The following is a 19,007-nucleotide window of genomic DNA, read 5'->3' on the forward strand; positions in this document are numbered from 1 at the left end:
GGACGAACGCTGGCGGCGTGCCTAATACATGCAAGTCGAGCGAATCTTGAGGTGCTTGCACCTCTTGGTTAGCGGCGGACGGGTGAGTAACACGTGGGCAACCTGCCTGTAAGACTGGGATAACACCGGGAAACCGGTGCTAATACCGGATAATTCTTTCCCTCTCATGAGGGGAAGCTGAAAGTCGGTTTACGCTGACACTTACAGATGGGCCCGCGGCGCATTAGCTAGTTGGTGAGGTAACGGCTCACCAAGGCGACGATGCGTAGCCGACCTGAGAGGGTGATCGGCCACACTGGGACTGAGACACGGCCCAGACTCCTACGGGAGGCAGCAGTAGGGAATCTTCCGCAATGGACGAAAGTCTGACGGAGCAACGCCGCGTGAGCGATGAAGGCCTTCGGGTCGTAAAGCTCTGTTGTTAGGGAAGAACAAGTACCGGAGTAACTGCCGGTACCTTGACGGTACCTAACCAGAAAGCCACGGCTAACTACGTGCCAGCAGCCGCGGTAATACGTAGGTGGCAAGCGTTGTCCGGAATTATTGGGCGTAAAGCGCGCGCAGGCGGTCCTTTAAGTCTGATGTGAAAGCCCACGGCTCAACCGTGGAGGGTCATTGGAAACTGGGGGACTTGAGTACAGAAGAGGAAAGCGGAATTCCACGTGTAGCGGTGAAATGCGTAGAGATGTGGAGGAACACCAGTGGCGAAGGCGGCTTTCTGGTCTGTAACTGACGCTGAGGCGCGAAAGCGTGGGGAGCAAACAGGATTAGATACCCTGGTAGTCCACGCCGTAAACGATGAGTGCTAAGTGTTAGAGGGTTTCCGCCCTTTAGTGCTGCAGCTAACGCATTAAGCACTCCGCCTGGGGAGTACGGCCGCAAGGCTGAAACTCAAAGGAATTGACGGGGGCCCGCACAAGCGGTGGAGCATGTGGTTTAATTCGAAGCAACGCGAAGAACCTTACCAGGTCTTGACATCCTCTGACACTCCTAGAGATAGGACGTTCCCCTTCGGGGGACAGAGTGACAGGTGGTGCATGGTTGTCGTCAGCTCGTGTCGTGAGATGTTGGGTTAAGTCCCGCAACGAGCGCAACCCTTGTTCTTAGTTGCCAGCATTCAGTTGGGCACTCTAAGGAGACTGCCGGTGACAAACCGGAGGAAGGTGGGGATGACGTCAAATCATCATGCCCCTTATGACCTGGGCTACACACGTGCTACAATGGATGGTACAAAGGGCTGCAAGACCGCGAGGTTTAGCCAATCCCATAAAACCATTCTCAGTTCGGATTGTAGGCTGCAACTCGCCTACATGAAGCCGGAATCGCTAGTAATCGCGGATCAGCATGCCGCGGTGAATACGTTCCCGGGCCTTGTACACACCGCCCGTCACACCACGAGAGTTTGTAACACCCGAAGTCGGTGGGGTAACCGTAAGGAGCCAGCCGCCTAAGGTGGGACAGATGATTGGGGTGAAGTCGTAACAAGGTAGCCGTATCGGAAGGTGCGGCTGGATCACCTCCTTTCTAAGGAATATACAGTCCTTGTGGACTGATAAACGTTGACTGTTACTTGTTTGTTTAGTTTTGAGAGTACAATTCTCTCAAAGCTTTTTTTAATCGTTCTTTGAAAACTAGATAATCGTAAGAAGAAGAAACCAAGTAAAAACCGAGTGAATTGCCATTTTAGTTTTTCTCTCTTATTGAATTAAGAGAATAACCATTTAGGTTAAGTTAGAAAGGGCGCACGGTGGATGCCTTGGCACTAGGAGCCGATGAAGGACGGGACTAACACCGATATGCTTCGGGGAGCTGTAAGTAAGCTTTGATCCGGAGATTTCCGAATGGGGGAACCCACTGCTCGTAATGGAGCAGTATCTTTACCTGAATACATAGGGTATTGAAGGCAGACCCGGGGAACTGAAACATCTAAGTACCCGGAGGAAGAGAAAGCAAACGCGATTCCCTGAGTAGCGGCGAGCGAAACGGGACATAGCCCAAACCAAGAGGCTTGCCTCTTGGGGTTGTAGGACACTCAACATGGAGTTACAAAGGAACGGGGTAGATGAAGCGGTCTGGAAAGGCCCGTCATAGAAGGTAAAAACCCTGTAGTTGAAACTTCGTTCCCTCCTGAGTGGATCCTGAGTACGGCCGGACACGAGAAATCCGGTCGGAAGCTGGGAGGACCATCTCCCAAGGCTAAATACTCCCTAGTGACCGATAGTGAACCAGTACCGTGAGGGAAAGGTGAAAAGCACCCCGGAAGGGGAGTGAAATAGATCCTGAAACCGTGTGCCTACAAGTAGTCAGAGCCCGTTCATGGGTGATGGCGTGCCTTTTGTAGAATGAACCGGCGAGTTACGATCCCATGCAAGGTTAAGTTGAAGAGACGGAGCCGCAGCGAAAGCGAGTCTGAATAGGGCGAATAAGTATGTGGTCGTAGACCCGAAACCAGGTGATCTACCCATGTCCAGGGTGAAGTCCAGGTAACACTGGATGGAGGCCCGAACCCACGCACGTTGAAAAGTGCGGGGATGAGGTGTGGGTAGCGGAGAAATTCCAATCGAACTTGGAGATAGCTGGTTCTCTCCGAAATAGCTTTAGGGCTAGCCTCACGTTGTAAGAGTCTTGGAGGTAGAGCACTGTTTGGACTAGGGGCCCTCATCGGGTTACCGAATTCAGACAAACTCCGAATGCCAAAGACTTATCCGTGGGAGTCAGACTGCGAGTGATAAGATCCGTAGTCAAAAGGGAAACAGCCCAGACCACCAGCTAAGGTCCCAAAGTTTACGTTAAGTGGAAAAGGATGTGGAGTTGCTTAGACAACCAGGATGTTGGCTTAGAAGCAGCCACCATTTAAAGAGTGCGTAATAGCTCACTGGTCGAGTGACTCTGCGCCGAAAATGTACCGGGGCTAAACGTAACACCGAAGCTGTGGATTGACATCTACGATGTCAGTGGTAGGAGAGCGTTCTAAGGGCGTTGAAGCTAGACCGTAAGGACTGGTGGAGCGCTTAGAAGTGAGAATGCCGGTATGAGTAGCGAAAGATGGGTGAGAATCCCATCCACCGTATGCCTAAGGTTTCCTGAGGAAGGCTCGTCCTCTCAGGGTTAGTCGGGACCTAAGCCGAGGCCGAAAGGCGTAGGCGATGGACAACAGGTTGATATTCCTGTACCACCTCTTTATCGTTTGAGTGATGGGGGGACGCAGGAGGATAGGGTAAGCGCACTGTTGGATATGTGCGTGTAAGCAGGTAGGCTGGTGAATAGGAAAATCCGTTCACCGTAAGGCTGAGCTGTGATGCCGAGGGAAATATAGTACCGAAGTTCCTGATTCCACACTGCCAAGAAAAGCCTCTAGCGAGATAAAAGGTGCCCGTACCGCAAACCGACACAGGTAGGCGAGGAGAGAATCCTAAGGTGAGCGAGAGAACTCTCGTTAAGGAACTCGGCAAAATGACCCCGTAACTTCGGGAGAAGGGGTGCTTTTTGAGGTGAATAGCCTCGAAGAGCCGCAGTGAATAGGCCCAGGCGACTGTTTAGCAAAAACACAGGTCTCTGCGAAGCCGCAAGGCGAAGTATAGGGGCTGACGCCTGCCCGGTGCTGGAAGGTTAAGAGGAGGGGTTAGCTCTAAGCGAAGCTCTGAATCGAAGCCCCAGTAAACGGCGGCCGTAACTATAACGGTCCTAAGGTAGCGAAATTCCTTGTCGGGTAAGTTCCGACCCGCACGAAAGGCGTAACGATCTGGGCACTGTCTCAACGAGAGACTCGGTGAAATTATACTACCTGTGAAGATGCAGGTTACCCGCGACAGGACGGAAAGACCCCGTGGAGCTTTACTGTAGCCTGATATTGAATTTTGGTACAGCTTGTACAGGATAGGTAGGAGCCTGAGAAGCCGGAGCGCCAGCTTCGGTGGAGGCGTCGGTGGGATACTACCCTGGCTGTATTGAAATTCTAACCCTCACCCCTGATCGGGGTGGGAGACAGTGTCAGGTGGGCAGTTTGACTGGGGCGGTCGCCTCCTAAAGAGTAACGGAGGCGCCCAAAGGTTCCCTCAGAATGGTTGGAAATCATTCGCAGAGTGTAAAGGCACAAGGGAGCTTGACTGCGAGACCTACAAGTCGAGCAGGGACGAAAGTCGGGCTTAGTGATCCGGTGGTTCCGCATGGAAGGGCCATCGCTCAACGGATAAAAGCTACCCCGGGGATAACAGGCTTATCTCCCCCAAGAGTCCACATCGACGGGGAGGTTTGGCACCTCGATGTCGGCTCATCGCATCCTGGGGCTGTAGTCGGTCCCAAGGGTTGGGCTGTTCGCCCATTAAAGCGGTACGCGAGCTGGGTTCAGAACGTCGTGAGACAGTTCGGTCCCTATCCGTCGTGGGCGCAGGAAATTTGAGAGGAGCTGTCCTTAGTACGAGAGGACCGGGATGGACGCACCGCTGGTGTACCAGTTGTCTTGCCAAAGGCATCGCTGGGTAGCTATGTGCGGACGGGATAAGTGCTGAAAGCATCTAAGCATGAAGCCCCCCTCAAGATGAGATTTCCCATAGCGTCAAGCTAGTAAGAACCCTGAAAGATGATCAGGTTGATAGGTCAGAGGTGGAAGCGCGGTGACGTGTGGAGCTGACTGATACTAATCGTTCGAGGACTTAACCAATTTTTAAAAGATGAACTCGTTTTTACTAAACTTCTTCTGACATTATCTAGTTTTGAGGGAATGAACCTCAATTAAATAGTCTGGCAGCAATAGCGAGAAGGTCACACCCGTTCCCATACCGAACACGGAAGTTAAGCTTCTCAGCGCCGATGGTAGTTGGGACTTTGTCCCTGTGAGAGTAGGACGTTGCCAGGCGAAAGACAGAAATAATCTTTCTGTCTTTTTTAATCCCTTAATGAGAAATGGAAAAAACTTTCTCTTGCATTAATAACACCGATGGTGTTATGATAGTAAAGTCGCTCAGAAAGCACCATGTCAACATTACTTACTTCTAATAAATTGGAAATAATTAATAATTGATATAGTAGTAGAAATGCGATATACTATTAATCCAGTCGCTGAAACACAAGCGATAAATTGTTCTTTGAAAACTAAACAAACAAGAACGTCAACAAACAATTTTTTAGCTTTTAATAAAAGCTAAGCCAACGTAACAAAATGAGCTATATCAACTTTCTTGGAGAGTTTGATCCTGGCTCAGGACGAACGCTGGCGGCGTGCCTAATACATGCAAGTCGAGCGAATCTTGAGGTGCTTGCACCTCTTGATTAGCGGCGGACGGGTGAGTAACACGTGGGCAACCTGCCTGTAAGACTGGGATAACACCGGGAAACCGGTGCTAATACCGGATAATTCTTTCCCTCTCATGAGGGGAAGCTGAAAGTCGGTTTACGCTGACACTTACAGATGGGCCCGCGGCGCATTAGCTAGTTGGTGAGGTAACGGCTCACCAAGGCGACGATGCGTAGCCGACCTGAGAGGGTGATCGGCCACACTGGGACTGAGACACGGCCCAGACTCCTACGGGAGGCAGCAGTAGGGAATCTTCCGCAATGGACGAAAGTCTGACGGAGCAACGCCGCGTGAGCGATGAAGGCCTTCGGGTCGTAAAGCTCTGTTGTTAGGGAAGAACAAGTACCGGAGTAACTGCCGGTACCTTGACGGTACCTAACCAGAAAGCCACGGCTAACTACGTGCCAGCAGCCGCGGTAATACGTAGGTGGCAAGCGTTGTCCGGAATTATTGGGCGTAAAGCGCGCGCAGGCGGTCCTTTAAGTCTGATGTGAAAGCCCACGGCTCAACCGTGGAGGGTCATTGGAAACTGGGGGACTTGAGTACAGAAGAGGAAAGCGGAATTCCACGTGTAGCGGTGAAATGCGTAGAGATGTGGAGGAACACCAGTGGCGAAGGCGGCTTTCTGGTCTGTAACTGACGCTGAGGCGCGAAAGCGTGGGGAGCAAACAGGATTAGATACCCTGGTAGTCCACGCCGTAAACGATGAGTGCTAAGTGTTAGAGGGTTTCCGCCCTTTAGTGCTGCAGCTAACGCATTAAGCACTCCGCCTGGGGAGTACGGCCGCAAGGCTGAAACTCAAAGGAATTGACGGGGGCCCGCACAAGCGGTGGAGCATGTGGTTTAATTCGAAGCAACGCGAAGAACCTTACCAGGTCTTGACATCCTCTGACACTCCTAGAGATAGGACGTTCCCCTTCGGGGGACAGAGTGACAGGTGGTGCATGGTTGTCGTCAGCTCGTGTCGTGAGATGTTGGGTTAAGTCCCGCAACGAGCGCAACCCTTGTTCTTAGTTGCCAGCATTCAGTTGGGCACTCTAAGGAGACTGCCGGTGACAAACCGGAGGAAGGTGGGGATGACGTCAAATCATCATGCCCCTTATGACCTGGGCTACACACGTGCTACAATGGATGGTACAAAGGGCTGCAAGACCGCGAGGTTTAGCCAATCCCATAAAACCATTCTCAGTTCGGATTGTAGGCTGCAACTCGCCTACATGAAGCCGGAATCGCTAGTAATCGCGGATCAGCATGCCGCGGTGAATACGTTCCCGGGCCTTGTACACACCGCCCGTCACACCACGAGAGTTTGTAACACCCGAAGTCGGTGGGGTAACCGTAAGGAGCCAGCCGCCTAAGGTGGGACAGATGATTGGGGTGAAGTCGTAACAAGGTAGCCGTATCGGAAGGTGCGGCTGGATCACCTCCTTTCTAAGGAATATACAGTCCTTGTGGACTGATAAACGTTGACTGTTACTTGTTTGTTTAGTTTTGAGAGTACAATTCTCTCAAAGCTTTTTTTAATCGTTCTTTGAAAACTAGATAATCGTAAGAAGAAGAAACCAAGTAAAAACCGAGTGAATTGCCATTTTAGTTTTTCTCTCTTATTAAATTAAGAGAATAACCATTTAGGTTAAGTTAGAAAGGGCGCACGGTGGATGCCTTGGCACTAGGAGCCGATGAAGGACGGGACTAACACCGATATGCTTCGGGGAGCTGTAAGTAAGCTTTGATCCGGAGATTTCCGAATGGGGGAACCCACTGCTCGTAATGGAGCAGTATCTTTACCTGAATACATAGGGTATTGAAGGCAGACCCGGGGAACTGAAACATCTAAGTACCCGGAGGAAGAGAAAGCAAACGCGATTCCCTGAGTAGCGGCGAGCGAAACGGGACATAGCCCAAACCAAGAGGCTTGCCTCTTGGGGTTGTAGGACACTCAACATGGAGTTACAAAGGAACGGGGTAGATGAAGCGGTCTGGAAAGGCCCGTCATAGAAGGTAAAAACCCTGTAGTTGAAACTTCGTTCCCTCCTGAGTGGATCCTGAGTACGGCCGGACACGAGAAATCCGGTCGGAAGCTGGGAGGACCATCTCCCAAGGCTAAATACTCCCTAGTGACCGATAGTGAACCAGTACCGTGAGGGAAAGGTGAAAAGCACCCCGGAAGGGGAGTGAAATAGATCCTGAAACCGTGTGCCTACAAGTAGTCAGAGCCCGTTCATGGGTGATGGCGTGCCTTTTGTAGAATGAACCGGCGAGTTACGATCCCATGCAAGGTTAAGTTGAAGAGACGGAGCCGCAGCGAAAGCGAGTCTGAATAGGGCGAATAAGTATGTGGTCGTAGACCCGAAACCAGGTGATCTACCCATGTCCAGGGTGAAGTCCAGGTAACACTGGATGGAGGCCCGAACCCACGCACGTTGAAAAGTGCGGGGATGAGGTGTGGGTAGCGGAGAAATTCCAATCGAACTTGGAGATAGCTGGTTCTCTCCGAAATAGCTTTAGGGCTAGCCTCACGTTGTAAGAGTCTTGGAGGTAGAGCACTGTTTGGACTAGGGGCCCTCATCGGGTTACCGAATTCAGACAAACTCCGAATGCCAAAGACTTATCCGTGGGAGTCAGACTGCGAGTGATAAGATCCGTAGTCAAAAGGGAAACAGCCCAGACCACCAGCTAAGGTCCCAAAGTTTACGTTAAGTGGAAAAGGATGTGGAGTTGCTTAGACAACCAGGATGTTGGCTTAGAAGCAGCCACCATTTAAAGAGTGCGTAATAGCTCACTGGTCGAGTGACTCTGCGCCGAAAATGTACCGGGGCTAAACGTAACACCGAAGCTGTGGATTGACATCTACGATGTCAGTGGTAGGAGAGCGTTCTAAGGGCGTTGAAGCTAGACCGTAAGGACTGGTGGAGCGCTTAGAAGTGAGAATGCCGGTATGAGTAGCGAAAGATGGGTGAGAATCCCATCCACCGTATGCCTAAGGTTTCCTGAGGAAGGCTCGTCCTCTCAGGGTTAGTCGGGACCTAAGCCGAGGCCGAAAGGCGTAGGCGATGGACAACAGGTTGATATTCCTGTACCACCTCTTTATCGTTTGAGTGATGGGGGGACGCAGGAGGATAGGGTAAGCGCACTGTTGGATATGTGCGTGTAAGCAGGTAGGCTGGTGAATAGGAAAATCCGTTCACCGTAAGGCTGAGCTGTGATGCCGAGGGAAATATAGTACCGAAGTTCCTGATTCCACACTGCCAAGAAAAGCCTCTAGCGAGATAAAAGGTGCCCGTACCGCAAACCGACACAGGTAGGCGAGGAGAGAATCCTAAGGTGAGCGAGAGAACTCTCGTTAAGGAACTCGGCAAAATGACCCCGTAACTTCGGGAGAAGGGGTGCTTTTTGAGGTGAATAGCCTCGAAGAGCCGCAGTGAATAGGCCCAGGCGACTGTTTAGCAAAAACACAGGTCTCTGCGAAGCCGCAAGGCGAAGTATAGGGGCTGACGCCTGCCCGGTGCTGGAAGGTTAAGAGGAGGGGTTAGCTCTAAGCGAAGCTCTGAATCGAAGCCCCAGTAAACGGCGGCCGTAACTATAACGGTCCTAAGGTAGCGAAATTCCTTGTCGGGTAAGTTCCGACCCGCACGAAAGGCGTAACGATCTGGGCACTGTCTCAACGAGAGACTCGGTGAAATTATACTACCTGTGAAGATGCAGGTTACCCGCGACAGGACGGAAAGACCCCGTGGAGCTTTACTGTAGCCTGATATTGAATTTTGGTACAGCTTGTACAGGATAGGTAGGAGCCTGAGAAGCCGGAGCGCCAGCTTCGGTGGAGGCGTCGGTGGGATACTACCCTGGCTGTATTGAAATTCTAACCCTCACCCCTGATCGGGGTGGGAGACAGTGTCAGGTGGGCAGTTTGACTGGGGCGGTCGCCTCCTAAAGAGTAACGGAGGCGCCCAAAGGTTCCCTCAGAATGGTTGGAAATCATTCGCAGAGTGTAAAGGCACAAGGGAGCTTGACTGCGAGACCTACAAGTCGAGCAGGGACGAAAGTCGGGCTTAGTGATCCGGTGGTTCCGCATGGAAGGGCCATCGCTCAACGGATAAAAGCTACCCCGGGGATAACAGGCTTATCTCCCCCAAGAGTCCACATCGACGGGGAGGTTTGGCACCTCGATGTCGGCTCATCGCATCCTGGGGCTGTAGTCGGTCCCAAGGGTTGGGCTGTTCGCCCATTAAAGCGGTACGCGAGCTGGGTTCAGAACGTCGTGAGACAGTTCGGTCCCTATCCGTCGTGGGCGCAGGAAATTTGAGAGGAGCTGTCCTTAGTACGAGAGGACCGGGATGGACGCACCGCTGGTGTACCAGTTGTCTTGCCAAAGGCATCGCTGGGTAGCTATGTGCGGACGGGATAAGTGCTGAAAGCATCTAAGCATGAAGCCCCCCTCAAGATGAGATTTCCCATAGCGTCAAGCTAGTAAGAACCCTGAAAGATGATCAGGTTGATAGGTCAGAGGTGGAAGCGCGGTGACGTGTGGAGCTGACTGATACTAATCGTTCGAGGACTTAACCAATTTTTAAAAGATGAACTCGTTTTTACTAACTTCTTCTGACATTATCTAGTTTTGAGGGAATGAACCTCAATTAAATAGTCTGGCAGCAATGGCGAGAAGGTCACACCCGTTCCCATACCGAACACGGAAGTTAAGCTTCTCAGCGCCGATGGTAGTTGGGACTTTGTCCCTGTGAGAGTAGGACGTTGCCAGGCAAACTGAAGCACAACCTGATGAAGGTTGTGTTTTTTTGTGTGTTTTCTGAAATGATTCACTTTTATAAAGCAGAGTAATGATTGGATTGTTACCCTAATTAACAATTGACCAGATTAGAGGCACAATCACGACTGATTGTTACAGTAATTAGCGATTGACCGGAATAGGGGCACAATCACGACTGGATTGCTACCGTAATTAGCGATTGACCAGATTAGGGGCACAATCACGACTGGATTGTTACCGTAATTAGCGATTGACCGGAATAGGGGCACAATCACGACTGGATTGCTACCGTAATTAGCGATTGACCAGATTAGGGGCACAATCACGACTGGATTGTTACCGTAAATAGCGATTGACCGGATTAGGGGCACAATCACGATTTGAATCTTACCGTAATTAACGATTGACTGGACTACGGGCACAAAATAGTTAATCATGCACTTTTAATATAACGAGTGTGTCTTTTCTAAAAATAACTTCAATTAATTAAAGACCAATGGAAGGATAAAAAGTAAGTAATAGAGAAATGAGTTGGTAAGGATGCGAAAACAAGGAGGATACCAATTCAATGAAACTAGTAACGATCATAAAAGAAGGCAGGAATGTGTTAGGAGTAAAAACGGAGAATGGCCTTATTGACCTTGAAGAGGCATTAAAAGTTAGCCCTAATAATCAAATACATACAAATATCATGGATGTAATCGCAGGTGGTCAGGAAGCGATTTCTTTAGTCGAGGACTATATTGCCAATCTGCCAGTTGAAGATCAACCAAATTACATCAAAAGTGAAGAAGAGATAGAGTGGGGACCTTGTGTCACACAGCCGAACAAGATTATTTGTATAGGTTTAAATTATCGCAAACATGCAGATGAAACAAGAGCTCCCTATCCGGATGTACCAATATTATTTAGCAAATTTAATAATACATTAACAGGACATAAATGTGAGATAGCTGTACCAAAGGTGACCCAGCGACTGGATTATGAAGTTGAATTAGGGGTAGTAATAGGGAAAGAAGCGAAGTATGTAAGTAAGGAAAATGCATTAGAATATGTTTTTGGCTACTGCACAGCAAATGATTTTTCAGCACGTGACCTGCAAAAAAGAACACATCAATGGCTGCTTGGAAAAACATCTGATGGCTTCTGCCCTATCGGTCCATATCTTGTCACAGCGAATGAAGCAGGGGATCCCAACAAGTTGCAATTAAAAACATATGTAAATGGAGAAAAACGTCAAGATTCCAATACATCCGATATGATTTTTAATGTTGAAGAGATTGTCAGCTATGTTTCACAGCATATGACTCTTACACCAGGTGATGTGATTCTTACTGGAACTCCTGAAGGTGTTATCATTGGATATCCAAGGGAAAAGAGAGTTTACTTGAAACCGGGTGATGTGGTAACGGTTGAAGTTGAAAAGTTAGGTACACTTACCAATACATTAGTTGAAGACATTTAAGTCTGGGGGAGGAGACAGGCACTATAAACCTGCCTGGTGCTCCTCCTAAACATAAAAATTAGCGCCCCGTATATAAACTAAATACCTCATCCCAACTCCATTTTTCATAGTAAGAACTGCCAATATTGATATTGTTAATCCAAACCATTTCATTCATTTGATAGGTAGGCGATACGAGTACATGTGTATTCCTCCGATCTGTTCTTATCCAAATTAGATTATTTTTAACGACTTGAGGTCTAAAATCCCCATACTTTACAGGTGGAGCAGTTACCTGGGTTTGTTTATTATCCGATAGATTAATCTTATATAGGTTTGGCAATGGTCTTCTGTCTAAGATTCCTTCACCACTTTCCTTCGAACGTGAAACGAAGATAGTCCAGTTGTCTTGCCAAGTTAAATCGCGATCTACAAAACCGGCAGGGGTATAAACATCATTTTCCATTGTTGGGGCATTTAAAACCTTTAATAGCTTAGTAATGGTAGCTTCTCTTCCAGTACCTTCTATATATCCTAATAGGCTGTTAAATGGCGCCCATTGGAACCAGGCATCTTCCCGCAGCATTTCATCCACTCGGTGAAATGTTTTTCCATCAGAGGACAGGACGGATAAGATATTTCCATCAGCAGATAAGGAAGCGGTAGGGATTAATAAAAAGCTCAACCAATTCTTGTCGTTTGACCATTTAAATATACTAGTAGAGACCAATATTTCATCATTATCCACGTTTATTGTGTAAAAATAGCTAATCATAGGCTTTTCATTTTTTCTTAAGATAACTTTTGATAAAATTATATCTGAGTTAAGTTTTGGATTTTTCTTGGTTGAAATAAGTAAACCATTCCCTGTTGGAAGCCAAGAAAAGTTTTCAACGTTTTTCGCAACTGGAATAAATTGACCTAGTTGTCCGGAATTAATAGTAAATAAATTTTTTGCCACTTGAAATCCGATTTTATTTTCATAAGGGGACCATTGGAAATTATCACTGACATTTTCTTTTACCTTATAGTGTTTATTGGTTTTTACATTGTACGTCCATAGGTCAAAAACATCCCCCTCTTTTACTGACTTCAAATAGGCTATCCAACTGCCATCGAATGACCATTTGGGGTATCTTACATAACCTGAGTCTGTAATTTTCATTTCCCATTCCTTTATTTTTATCCATAATTCATTGTTTCTTACAAAAGCTGCTTTTAGATTTTCATGCGGTATTGCTGAGACAGCACTTGGAATAATGGTTAATAATAAAAGTACGAACACTAGTATTTTTTTCATGAGTTACCACCTAAAATCTTTTTTTCTTAGAATCCCCAATTAAAGGAGAATCATATGTTTAAAATTTTTGTTGTAGAAGATGATAAACAACTTGTTACACTGCTTGAAGAGCATTTACATAAATTTGGCTTTAATACCCAGTCAGTCAATCATTTTGACAGTGTCCTTTACCAATTTGAACAGTATTCCCCACATCTTGTTTTATTGGATGTTTAACCATTAAAAAGGTAGGTTTAACAGATGGGGAGCTGAACAAGACTGTTACACAGCAGCTGTTACTGCTTTTCTTTGTCCCCATTATTGTAGCCATCATTCACAGTGTTTTTGCCTTTATGGCGTTGCAAAGCTTATTTGCGATGTCAATTGCAACCGAAATGGTTATCGTAATAGCAAGCTTTTTTATCGTACAAATCATCTATTTTTTATTCATCCGTCATCATTATTTACGAAACTTGAAAAAAACATTAATCTAGAGGCTAAGCTGGTTACCAGCTTAGCTTTTTAACTTTTATAAACATTTAAGTTTACTTAAATGTTTATATTGGTTTATAATGGAAATGTAAAGAGGTGAAAGAAGTGAACAAAGATATAGAAATGTTATGCAGCAAAATATTAGATTACTCCAATGCGTTGAGTTCACTATTTTTAGAAGACTATAAAAAATTAATGAATGATGAGTTTGCAGACCTTTCAACAAAACAACAAGTAATCTTAGAACTATTAAGGGTAAAAAATCGGACTGTAAATGAAATCTCACACTTTTTAGCGATTACGGCAAGTGCTGCAAGTCAGCTTATATCAAAGCTTGAAAAGCAGGATTATATAAACAGAGAGATCAATCCTGACAACCGCCGCGAAATTATCGTCCAACTCGGTGAAAAAGGTCATCACTATAACGAAATGGTCGAAAAGAATCAGTTATTTATCATTGAAAAATATTATGCGAAATTACCAAAGGATGATCTGGAGAAGTTATTAGACATTCATGAAAAACTATATCATATCGCAGTCGAAGCTCAGAAGGAGTAAATTTTTTTGAGTAATATTTAAGTTACCTAAAATATTTAATTAAATTAAATAATGGAGGAGAATGAAATGAGAGACTATATGGTTCCATTAAAAGATGGCAGAAAGTTGGCTGTGATTGAATATGGAGAGCCGCAAGGGCTGCCAGTTATGTTTTTTCATGGTACACCAGGGTCCCGCTTACTATTTCTTGGGGATGATAAAATCTCTAAGACATTGGGAATTCGATTGATATCGTTGGACCGTCCGGGCTTTGGGTTATCAGACCCAAAGCCAAACCGAACCCTGCTTGATTGGGTTGATGATATAAATGAAGCAGCAGACTTTTTGAAGCTAGGTAAGTTCTCGATTATTGGGGTTTCAGGAGGCGGCGCATTTGCTGCAGCCTGTGCCTATAAGCTCGCTGAAAGACTTGAATCAGTAGCTTTAGTAGCCAGCACCACTCCATTTGAAAATGGGAAATCTCCAAAAGGTACAATGACTGCCAATAAAATCGCTTTTTTTCTCGCTAGAAAAGCACCGTGGCTAGTAAGAGCAAGTTATCGCTCAACGAAAAAGCTGCTTGAAGAACAGCCAGAAAAGTTCATAGAGCAAAATAAAAAAGGAAACAAGCATTTACATGAGTGGGATCGTCAATTTTTACAAACAGATGAACAGTTAAAAGGTTTAATGATGCATATGGGCGAAGCCTTTCGAGTATCTGTGGATGAATGTGTGAATGAACCTATTTTATTATCCAAACCTTGGGGATTTTCCTTTGCTGACATTGCTGTACCGATTGATGTTTGGCATGGTCAAGGGGATCGAATGGCTCCGGCAGAGGAAATGAAAAAGGCTGCTTCTCTTATCCCAAATTGCCAAACTCACTTTATCCCTGTAGCAGGTCATTTTTTAACGGATGATGACCAAATTTGGAATGACATTTTAACTACACTCCTTGACCATGCAAAAGACAATCCTTCAAATCAATTCCCCTTGGTTAAATAATCCTAGCTTGAGACCTGTCAAAATGGCAGGTCTATTTAAAATGAATGAAAAATTCTATAAAAAGGGTTACACTAACAAAATACGAAATAGTGATAGGGGTGTACTCATTGTTAGAGAATAGTTTTGTGATGGTCGCGATTATCTTGGTTATCAATATTGTCTATGTATCATTTTTTACGATCAGGATGATTTTAACATTAAAAGGTCAGCGATATTTAGCGGCGTCACTGAGTATGATTGAAGTAGTGATTTACGTGTTAGGACTTGGTCTTGTATTGAATAATATTAATGAAATTCAAAACTTAATAGCTTATGCGGTTGGGTACGGTATCGGTGTGATTGTCGGGATGAAAATTGAGGAAAAGCTGGCTTTGGGCTATATTACGGTGAATGTAATCACAAAGGAATATGATAAGGATCTGCCAAAGGTTTTAAGAGAAAAAGGTTTTGGAGTGACAGATTGGGCGGCCCATGGGCTCGAGGGAGATCGTATGGCCCTGCAAATCTTGACTCCAAGGAAATTCGAACTTAAATTATATGAAACGATAAAAGGTATAGATCCCAAAGCATTTATCATCTCCTATGAACCAAAAGCGATCCATGGCGGCTTTTGGGTGAAATCAGTGAAAAGAGGGAAATTGTTTTCATGAGTAAAAAGAAGAAAATGCAATTTGAGGTTCAAGAAGATGAAAGTATTGAGGCTTGTTTAGAGCGTATGAAGAAGCAGGGATATATCCCAATTCGCCGTACGGAAAAACCGATCTTCCACGAGGTAATTAATGGGAACGAAAAAGCCTATGAACCCATCGGAAGGCAGATTATATTTGAAGGAGCTTGTATCGAATAAAAGCGAACGTTATATTTTAAAAGAATAAAATTGTTCGTTTTTATTGACCATTTGCTCCATAAATTATAATATAAAGGTGTCAAATAAATAAATTACGTAATACCCTCGTATAATAATGGGAATATGGCCCATAAGTTTCTACCCAATTACCGTAAATGATTGGACTATGAGGGAAAGTGGAAATGCCGGAAATGACAAAATCATTTCAAGGTATTTTATCTGTGCCGAATAGCCCGGACAGACTACTTTCTCTCATTTCTGCGAAATTGGGGAAGTATCTGTTTAGGGCTTTTTATATAAGAAAGTAATAAAAGCGCAAGCGACTTGTTCAGGGGCGCTGGAGCTATAAAAAGGGGCGAGAACATGAATCCGATTGTCGCAGTAATAATGGGAAGTAAATCAGATTGGGAAACGATGAAGCATGCCTGTGAGATCCTTGACCGGTTAGAGGTTCCGTATGAAAAAAAGGTCGTTTCAGCACACCGTACTCCTGATTTGATGTTTGAATTTGCTGAGAATGCTAGAGAAAGGGGAATTAAGGTAATCATTGCAGGTGCCGGCGGTGCTGCTCATCTGCCAGGTATGGTGGCTGCAAAGACGACATTACCTGTGATTGGGGTTCCTGTTCAATCGAAGGCATTAAATGGGTTGGATTCATTATTATCGATTGTGCAAATGCCGGCTGGCGTACCAGTGGCAACGGTAGCAATTGGGAAGGCAGGAGCCACGAATGCTGGTTTGCTCGCTGCTCAGATCGCAGCGATTAACGATACAAAATTACAAGAACGACTTGAGAAAGTCCGCGAGGAAGCAAAAAAAGCGGCAATAGAAAGTAGTGAAGAGCTTGTCTAATCAAACAATTTTACCAGGACAAACGATTGGAATTATTGGCGGCGGTCAGCTCGGAAGAATGATGGCCCTTTCCGCAAGAGCAATGGGTTATCGAATCGCGGTTTTAGACCCAACGGAAGATTCTCCATGCGGTCAGGTGGCAGATTATAAGATTATCGCCAATTATGATGATCTAGCAGCCATTAGCCAACTTGCTGAAATCAGTGATGTCATTACCTACGAATTTGAAAATATAGATGCTGCAGCGCTTGAATGGCTTTGTAATCAAGCCTATGTACCACAGGGTAAGAACCTGCTTGAAATTACTCAAGACCGGGTGAAAGAAAAAGCGGCAATTTCAAATGCAGGTGTCGAGGTGGCACCATATGCGGTCATCAATTCGCTGAATGATCTTCAAGAAAATTGTGAACGACTTGGTTATCCCGTTGTATTGAAAACAGCACGCGGCGGTTATGACGGCAAAGGGCAAGCAGTTCTTAAAAATAGCCAGGATATTGAAGAGGCTAAAGTACTTCTTGAACACGGACAATGTATCTTGGAAAAATGGGTTTCTTTTACGAAAGAAATTTCCGTCATAATCGTTCGAAATTCGCAAGGGGAAACAGCAGTATTTCCGGTTGGCGAAAATATTCATCAGGATAATATTCTCCACCAAACGATTGTGCCTGCACGTATTAGTAAACAAGCGGAGGATAAGGCCATTCAATCCGCGATTCAGCTTGCCAATGCATTTGAGTTAGTGGGAACGCTGGCGGTTGAAATGTTTTTAACGGATGAGGATACAATTTATATAAATGAACTCGCTCCTAGACCGCATAATTCAGGGCATTATACGATTGAAGCTTGTGAAACATCACAATTCGAACAGCATATCAGGGCTGTGTGTAACCTTCCTCTTGGTAAGACTGAGCTATTAAAGCCTGCAGTCATGGTTAATATATTAGGAGAGCATGTTCAAAACGTGTTAGAAAAAGTAACATGTGTACCGGATTGGAAGGTTCATTTTTACGGTAAAAAAGAGGCGAAATTTAAACGAAAAATGGGGCATGTAACCATTCTATGTGATACGGTTGATACTGCCCTTGAAGATGTGAGTAACAGTCACATTTGGGAAGATAAAAGTTTGGAGGCCAAAAAATGATTGATCGTTATACAAGACCTGAAATGGGTGCGATTTGGACAGATGAAAATCGCTTTAACGCGTGGCTGGAGGTTGAAATCCTTGCATGTGAGGCATGGGCGGAGTTAGGAGAAATTCCGAAAGAGGACGTAAAGAAGCTTCGTGAGAATGCATTCTTTAATATTGACCGGATTAGAGAAATCGAAGAAGAGACTAGACATGATGTTGTGGCTTTTACCCGCGCTGTGTCCGAGACATTAGGAGAAGAGCGCAAATGGGTACATTACGGTTTAACTTCAACGGATGTGGTAGATACCGCGCTTTCTTACTTATTAAAGCAGGCCAATGCGATTATCCGAAAGGATCTTGAAAACTTTATAGAAATTCTAAAAAACAAAGCGATCGAACATAAATTTACCGTAATGATGGGGCGTACACACGGGGTACATGCGGAACCGACTACATTCGGCTTAAAGCTTGCTCTTTGGTACGAAGAAATGAAACGAAACCTGGAGCGTTTTAATCAGGCCGCTTCTGGTGTTGAGTTTGGAAAAATTTCTGGAGCAGTTGGAACGTATGCGAATATTAACCCGTTTGTTGAACAATATGTGTGTGAAAAACTTGGGACTCAGCCTGCACCGATCTCAACTCAAACCTTGCAGCGCGACCGCCATGCACACTATATGTCCACTCTTGCATTGATTGCGACTTCGATAGAAAAATTCGCTGTGGAAGTCCGCGGGCTACAAAAAAGTGAAACGCGTGAAGTAGAAGAGTTTTTTGCAAAAGGACAAAAAGGATCATCAGCAATGCCTCATAAACGAAACCCAATTGGGTCCGAAAATATGACTGGTTTGGCACGTGTGATTCGCGGCTATATGATGACCGCATATGAAAATGTGCCGTTATGGCATGAACGGGATATTTCACACTCGTCTGCAGAGCGGATCATTTTACCGGACGCTACGATTGCCTTGAACTACATGTTAAATCGTTTTGGCAACATCATTAAAAACCTTACAGTCTACCCGGAAAACATGAAACGTAACATGGATCGTACACTTGGGCTGATTTACTCACAGAGAGTACTGCTGGCGTTGATTGACAAAGGCTTATCACGTGAAGAGGCCTACGATACTGTGCAGCCAAAAACAATGGAGTCATGGGAAAAACAAGTACCATTCCGCGGCTTGATTGAAGAAGAGCCGAAAATTACTAGCCTGCTTTCAGCGGAAGAAATTGCTGACTGTTTTGATTACAACTATCACCTTCAGCATGTTGATACCATTTTTGAACGATTAGGGTTGAACGGGTAAAAAAATAGAAGGGGTGCAAGTGCACCCCTAACTTATCAAGAAGATTCCCAATAT

Annotated in this window: 10 protein-coding genes, 6 rRNA genes and 1 riboswitch (1 of these 17 cut by a window edge); of the genes, 15 read left to right on the top strand and 1 reads right to left on the bottom strand. The window is 45.7% G+C overall.

Features of this window, described 5'->3' with window-relative positions; translation table 11 throughout:
* The 7 genes from AC2TFD_RS02130 to AC2TFD_RS02160 all read left to right on the top strand — a co-directional run.
* Positions 1–1,524, top strand: a 16S ribosomal RNA gene (locus AC2TFD_RS02130); it begins 26 nt to the left of the window's first position.
* A gap of 200 nt (positions 1,525–1,724) precedes the next feature.
* Positions 1,725–4,660: ribosomal RNA gene (locus tag AC2TFD_RS02135) — 23S ribosomal RNA — on the top strand.
* 79 nt (positions 4,661–4,739) lie between these two features.
* Positions 4,740–4,855: ribosomal RNA gene (gene rrf, locus AC2TFD_RS02140) — 5S ribosomal RNA — on the top strand.
* 319 nt (positions 4,856–5,174) lie between these two features.
* A 16S ribosomal RNA gene (locus AC2TFD_RS02145) occupies positions 5,175–6,724 on the top strand.
* Between the two features lie 200 nt (positions 6,725–6,924).
* Positions 6,925–9,860: ribosomal RNA gene (locus tag AC2TFD_RS02150) — 23S ribosomal RNA — on the top strand.
* Positions 9,861–9,938: 78 nt separating this feature from the next.
* A 5S ribosomal RNA gene (gene rrf / locus AC2TFD_RS02155) occupies positions 9,939–10,054 on the top strand.
* The 16S, 23S and 5S rRNA genes sit together here, the layout of an rRNA operon.
* Before the next feature lie 575 nt (positions 10,055–10,629).
* The gene (locus tag AC2TFD_RS02160) at positions 10,630–11,526 is read left to right on the top strand and encodes a fumarylacetoacetate hydrolase family protein (RefSeq protein WP_484674856.1); all 897 of its coding nucleotides are present in this window, start codon (positions 10,630–10,632) and stop codon (positions 11,524–11,526) included.
* A gap of 58 nt (positions 11,527–11,584) precedes the next feature.
* Here the strand turns inward: AC2TFD_RS02160 and AC2TFD_RS02165 are convergent, their stop codons facing one another.
* The gene (locus AC2TFD_RS02165; RefSeq protein ID WP_484674857.1) at positions 11,585–12,805 is read right to left on the bottom strand and encodes a hypothetical protein; all 1,221 of its coding nucleotides are present in this window, start codon (positions 12,803–12,805) and stop codon (positions 11,585–11,587) included.
* Positions 12,806–12,859: 54 nt separating this feature from the next.
* Here AC2TFD_RS02165 and AC2TFD_RS02170 point away from each other — a divergent pair, with 54 nt between their 5' ends.
* The 8 genes from AC2TFD_RS02170 to purB all read left to right on the top strand — a co-directional run bounded on the left by AC2TFD_RS02170 (position 12,860) and on the right by purB (position 18,953).
* Positions 12,860–13,021 carry a response regulator gene (locus AC2TFD_RS02170; protein WP_335509535.1) on the top strand — a complete coding sequence of 54 codons (162 nt, stop codon included), beginning with the start codon at positions 12,860–12,862 and terminating at the stop codon, positions 13,019–13,021.
* 360 nt (positions 13,022–13,381) lie between these two features.
* Entirely contained in the window at positions 13,382–13,834 is a 453-nt protein-coding gene (locus AC2TFD_RS02175; RefSeq protein WP_484674858.1) for a MarR family winged helix-turn-helix transcriptional regulator, read from the top strand.
* A 66-nt stretch (positions 13,835–13,900) separates the two neighbouring features.
* Positions 13,901–14,818 (top strand): alpha/beta fold hydrolase, encoded by a 918-nt coding sequence (locus tag AC2TFD_RS02180; protein ID WP_335509532.1) that lies wholly within the window; start codon positions 13,901–13,903, stop codon positions 14,816–14,818.
* A gap of 107 nt (positions 14,819–14,925) precedes the next feature.
* Entirely contained in the window at positions 14,926–15,468 is a 543-nt protein-coding gene (locus AC2TFD_RS02185) for a DUF2179 domain-containing protein (RefSeq protein WP_335509530.1), read from the top strand.
* On the top strand, positions 15,465–15,665 hold the full coding sequence (locus AC2TFD_RS02190) for an NETI motif-containing protein (RefSeq protein ID WP_484674859.1): 201 nt from the start codon (positions 15,465–15,467) through the stop codon (positions 15,663–15,665). Before AC2TFD_RS02185 ends, AC2TFD_RS02190 begins: the two co-directional genes overlap by 4 nt.
* An 85-nt stretch (positions 15,666–15,750) precedes the next feature.
* Positions 15,751–15,852, top strand: a riboswitch (purine riboswitch).
* Positions 15,853–16,028: 176 nt separating this feature from the next.
* Entirely contained in the window at positions 16,029–16,517 is a 489-nt protein-coding gene (purE, locus tag AC2TFD_RS02195) for a 5-(carboxyamino)imidazole ribonucleotide mutase (protein ID WP_484674860.1), read from the top strand.
* A complete protein-coding gene (gene purK, locus AC2TFD_RS02200) occupies positions 16,510–17,658 on the top strand; it encodes a 5-(carboxyamino)imidazole ribonucleotide synthase (RefSeq protein ID WP_484674861.1) in 1,149 nt (382 codons plus the stop codon). Before purE ends, purK begins: the two co-directional genes overlap by 8 nt.
* Complete coding sequence (purB, locus tag AC2TFD_RS02205) at positions 17,655–18,953, top strand: adenylosuccinate lyase (RefSeq protein WP_484674862.1); 1,299 nt, start codon at positions 17,655–17,657, stop codon at positions 18,951–18,953. The genes purK and purB overlap by 4 nt, the downstream gene beginning before the upstream one ends.
* Positions 18,954–19,007: the final 54 nt, after the last annotated feature.

Source organism: Neobacillus sp. plas4 (genome assembly GCF_057221695.1).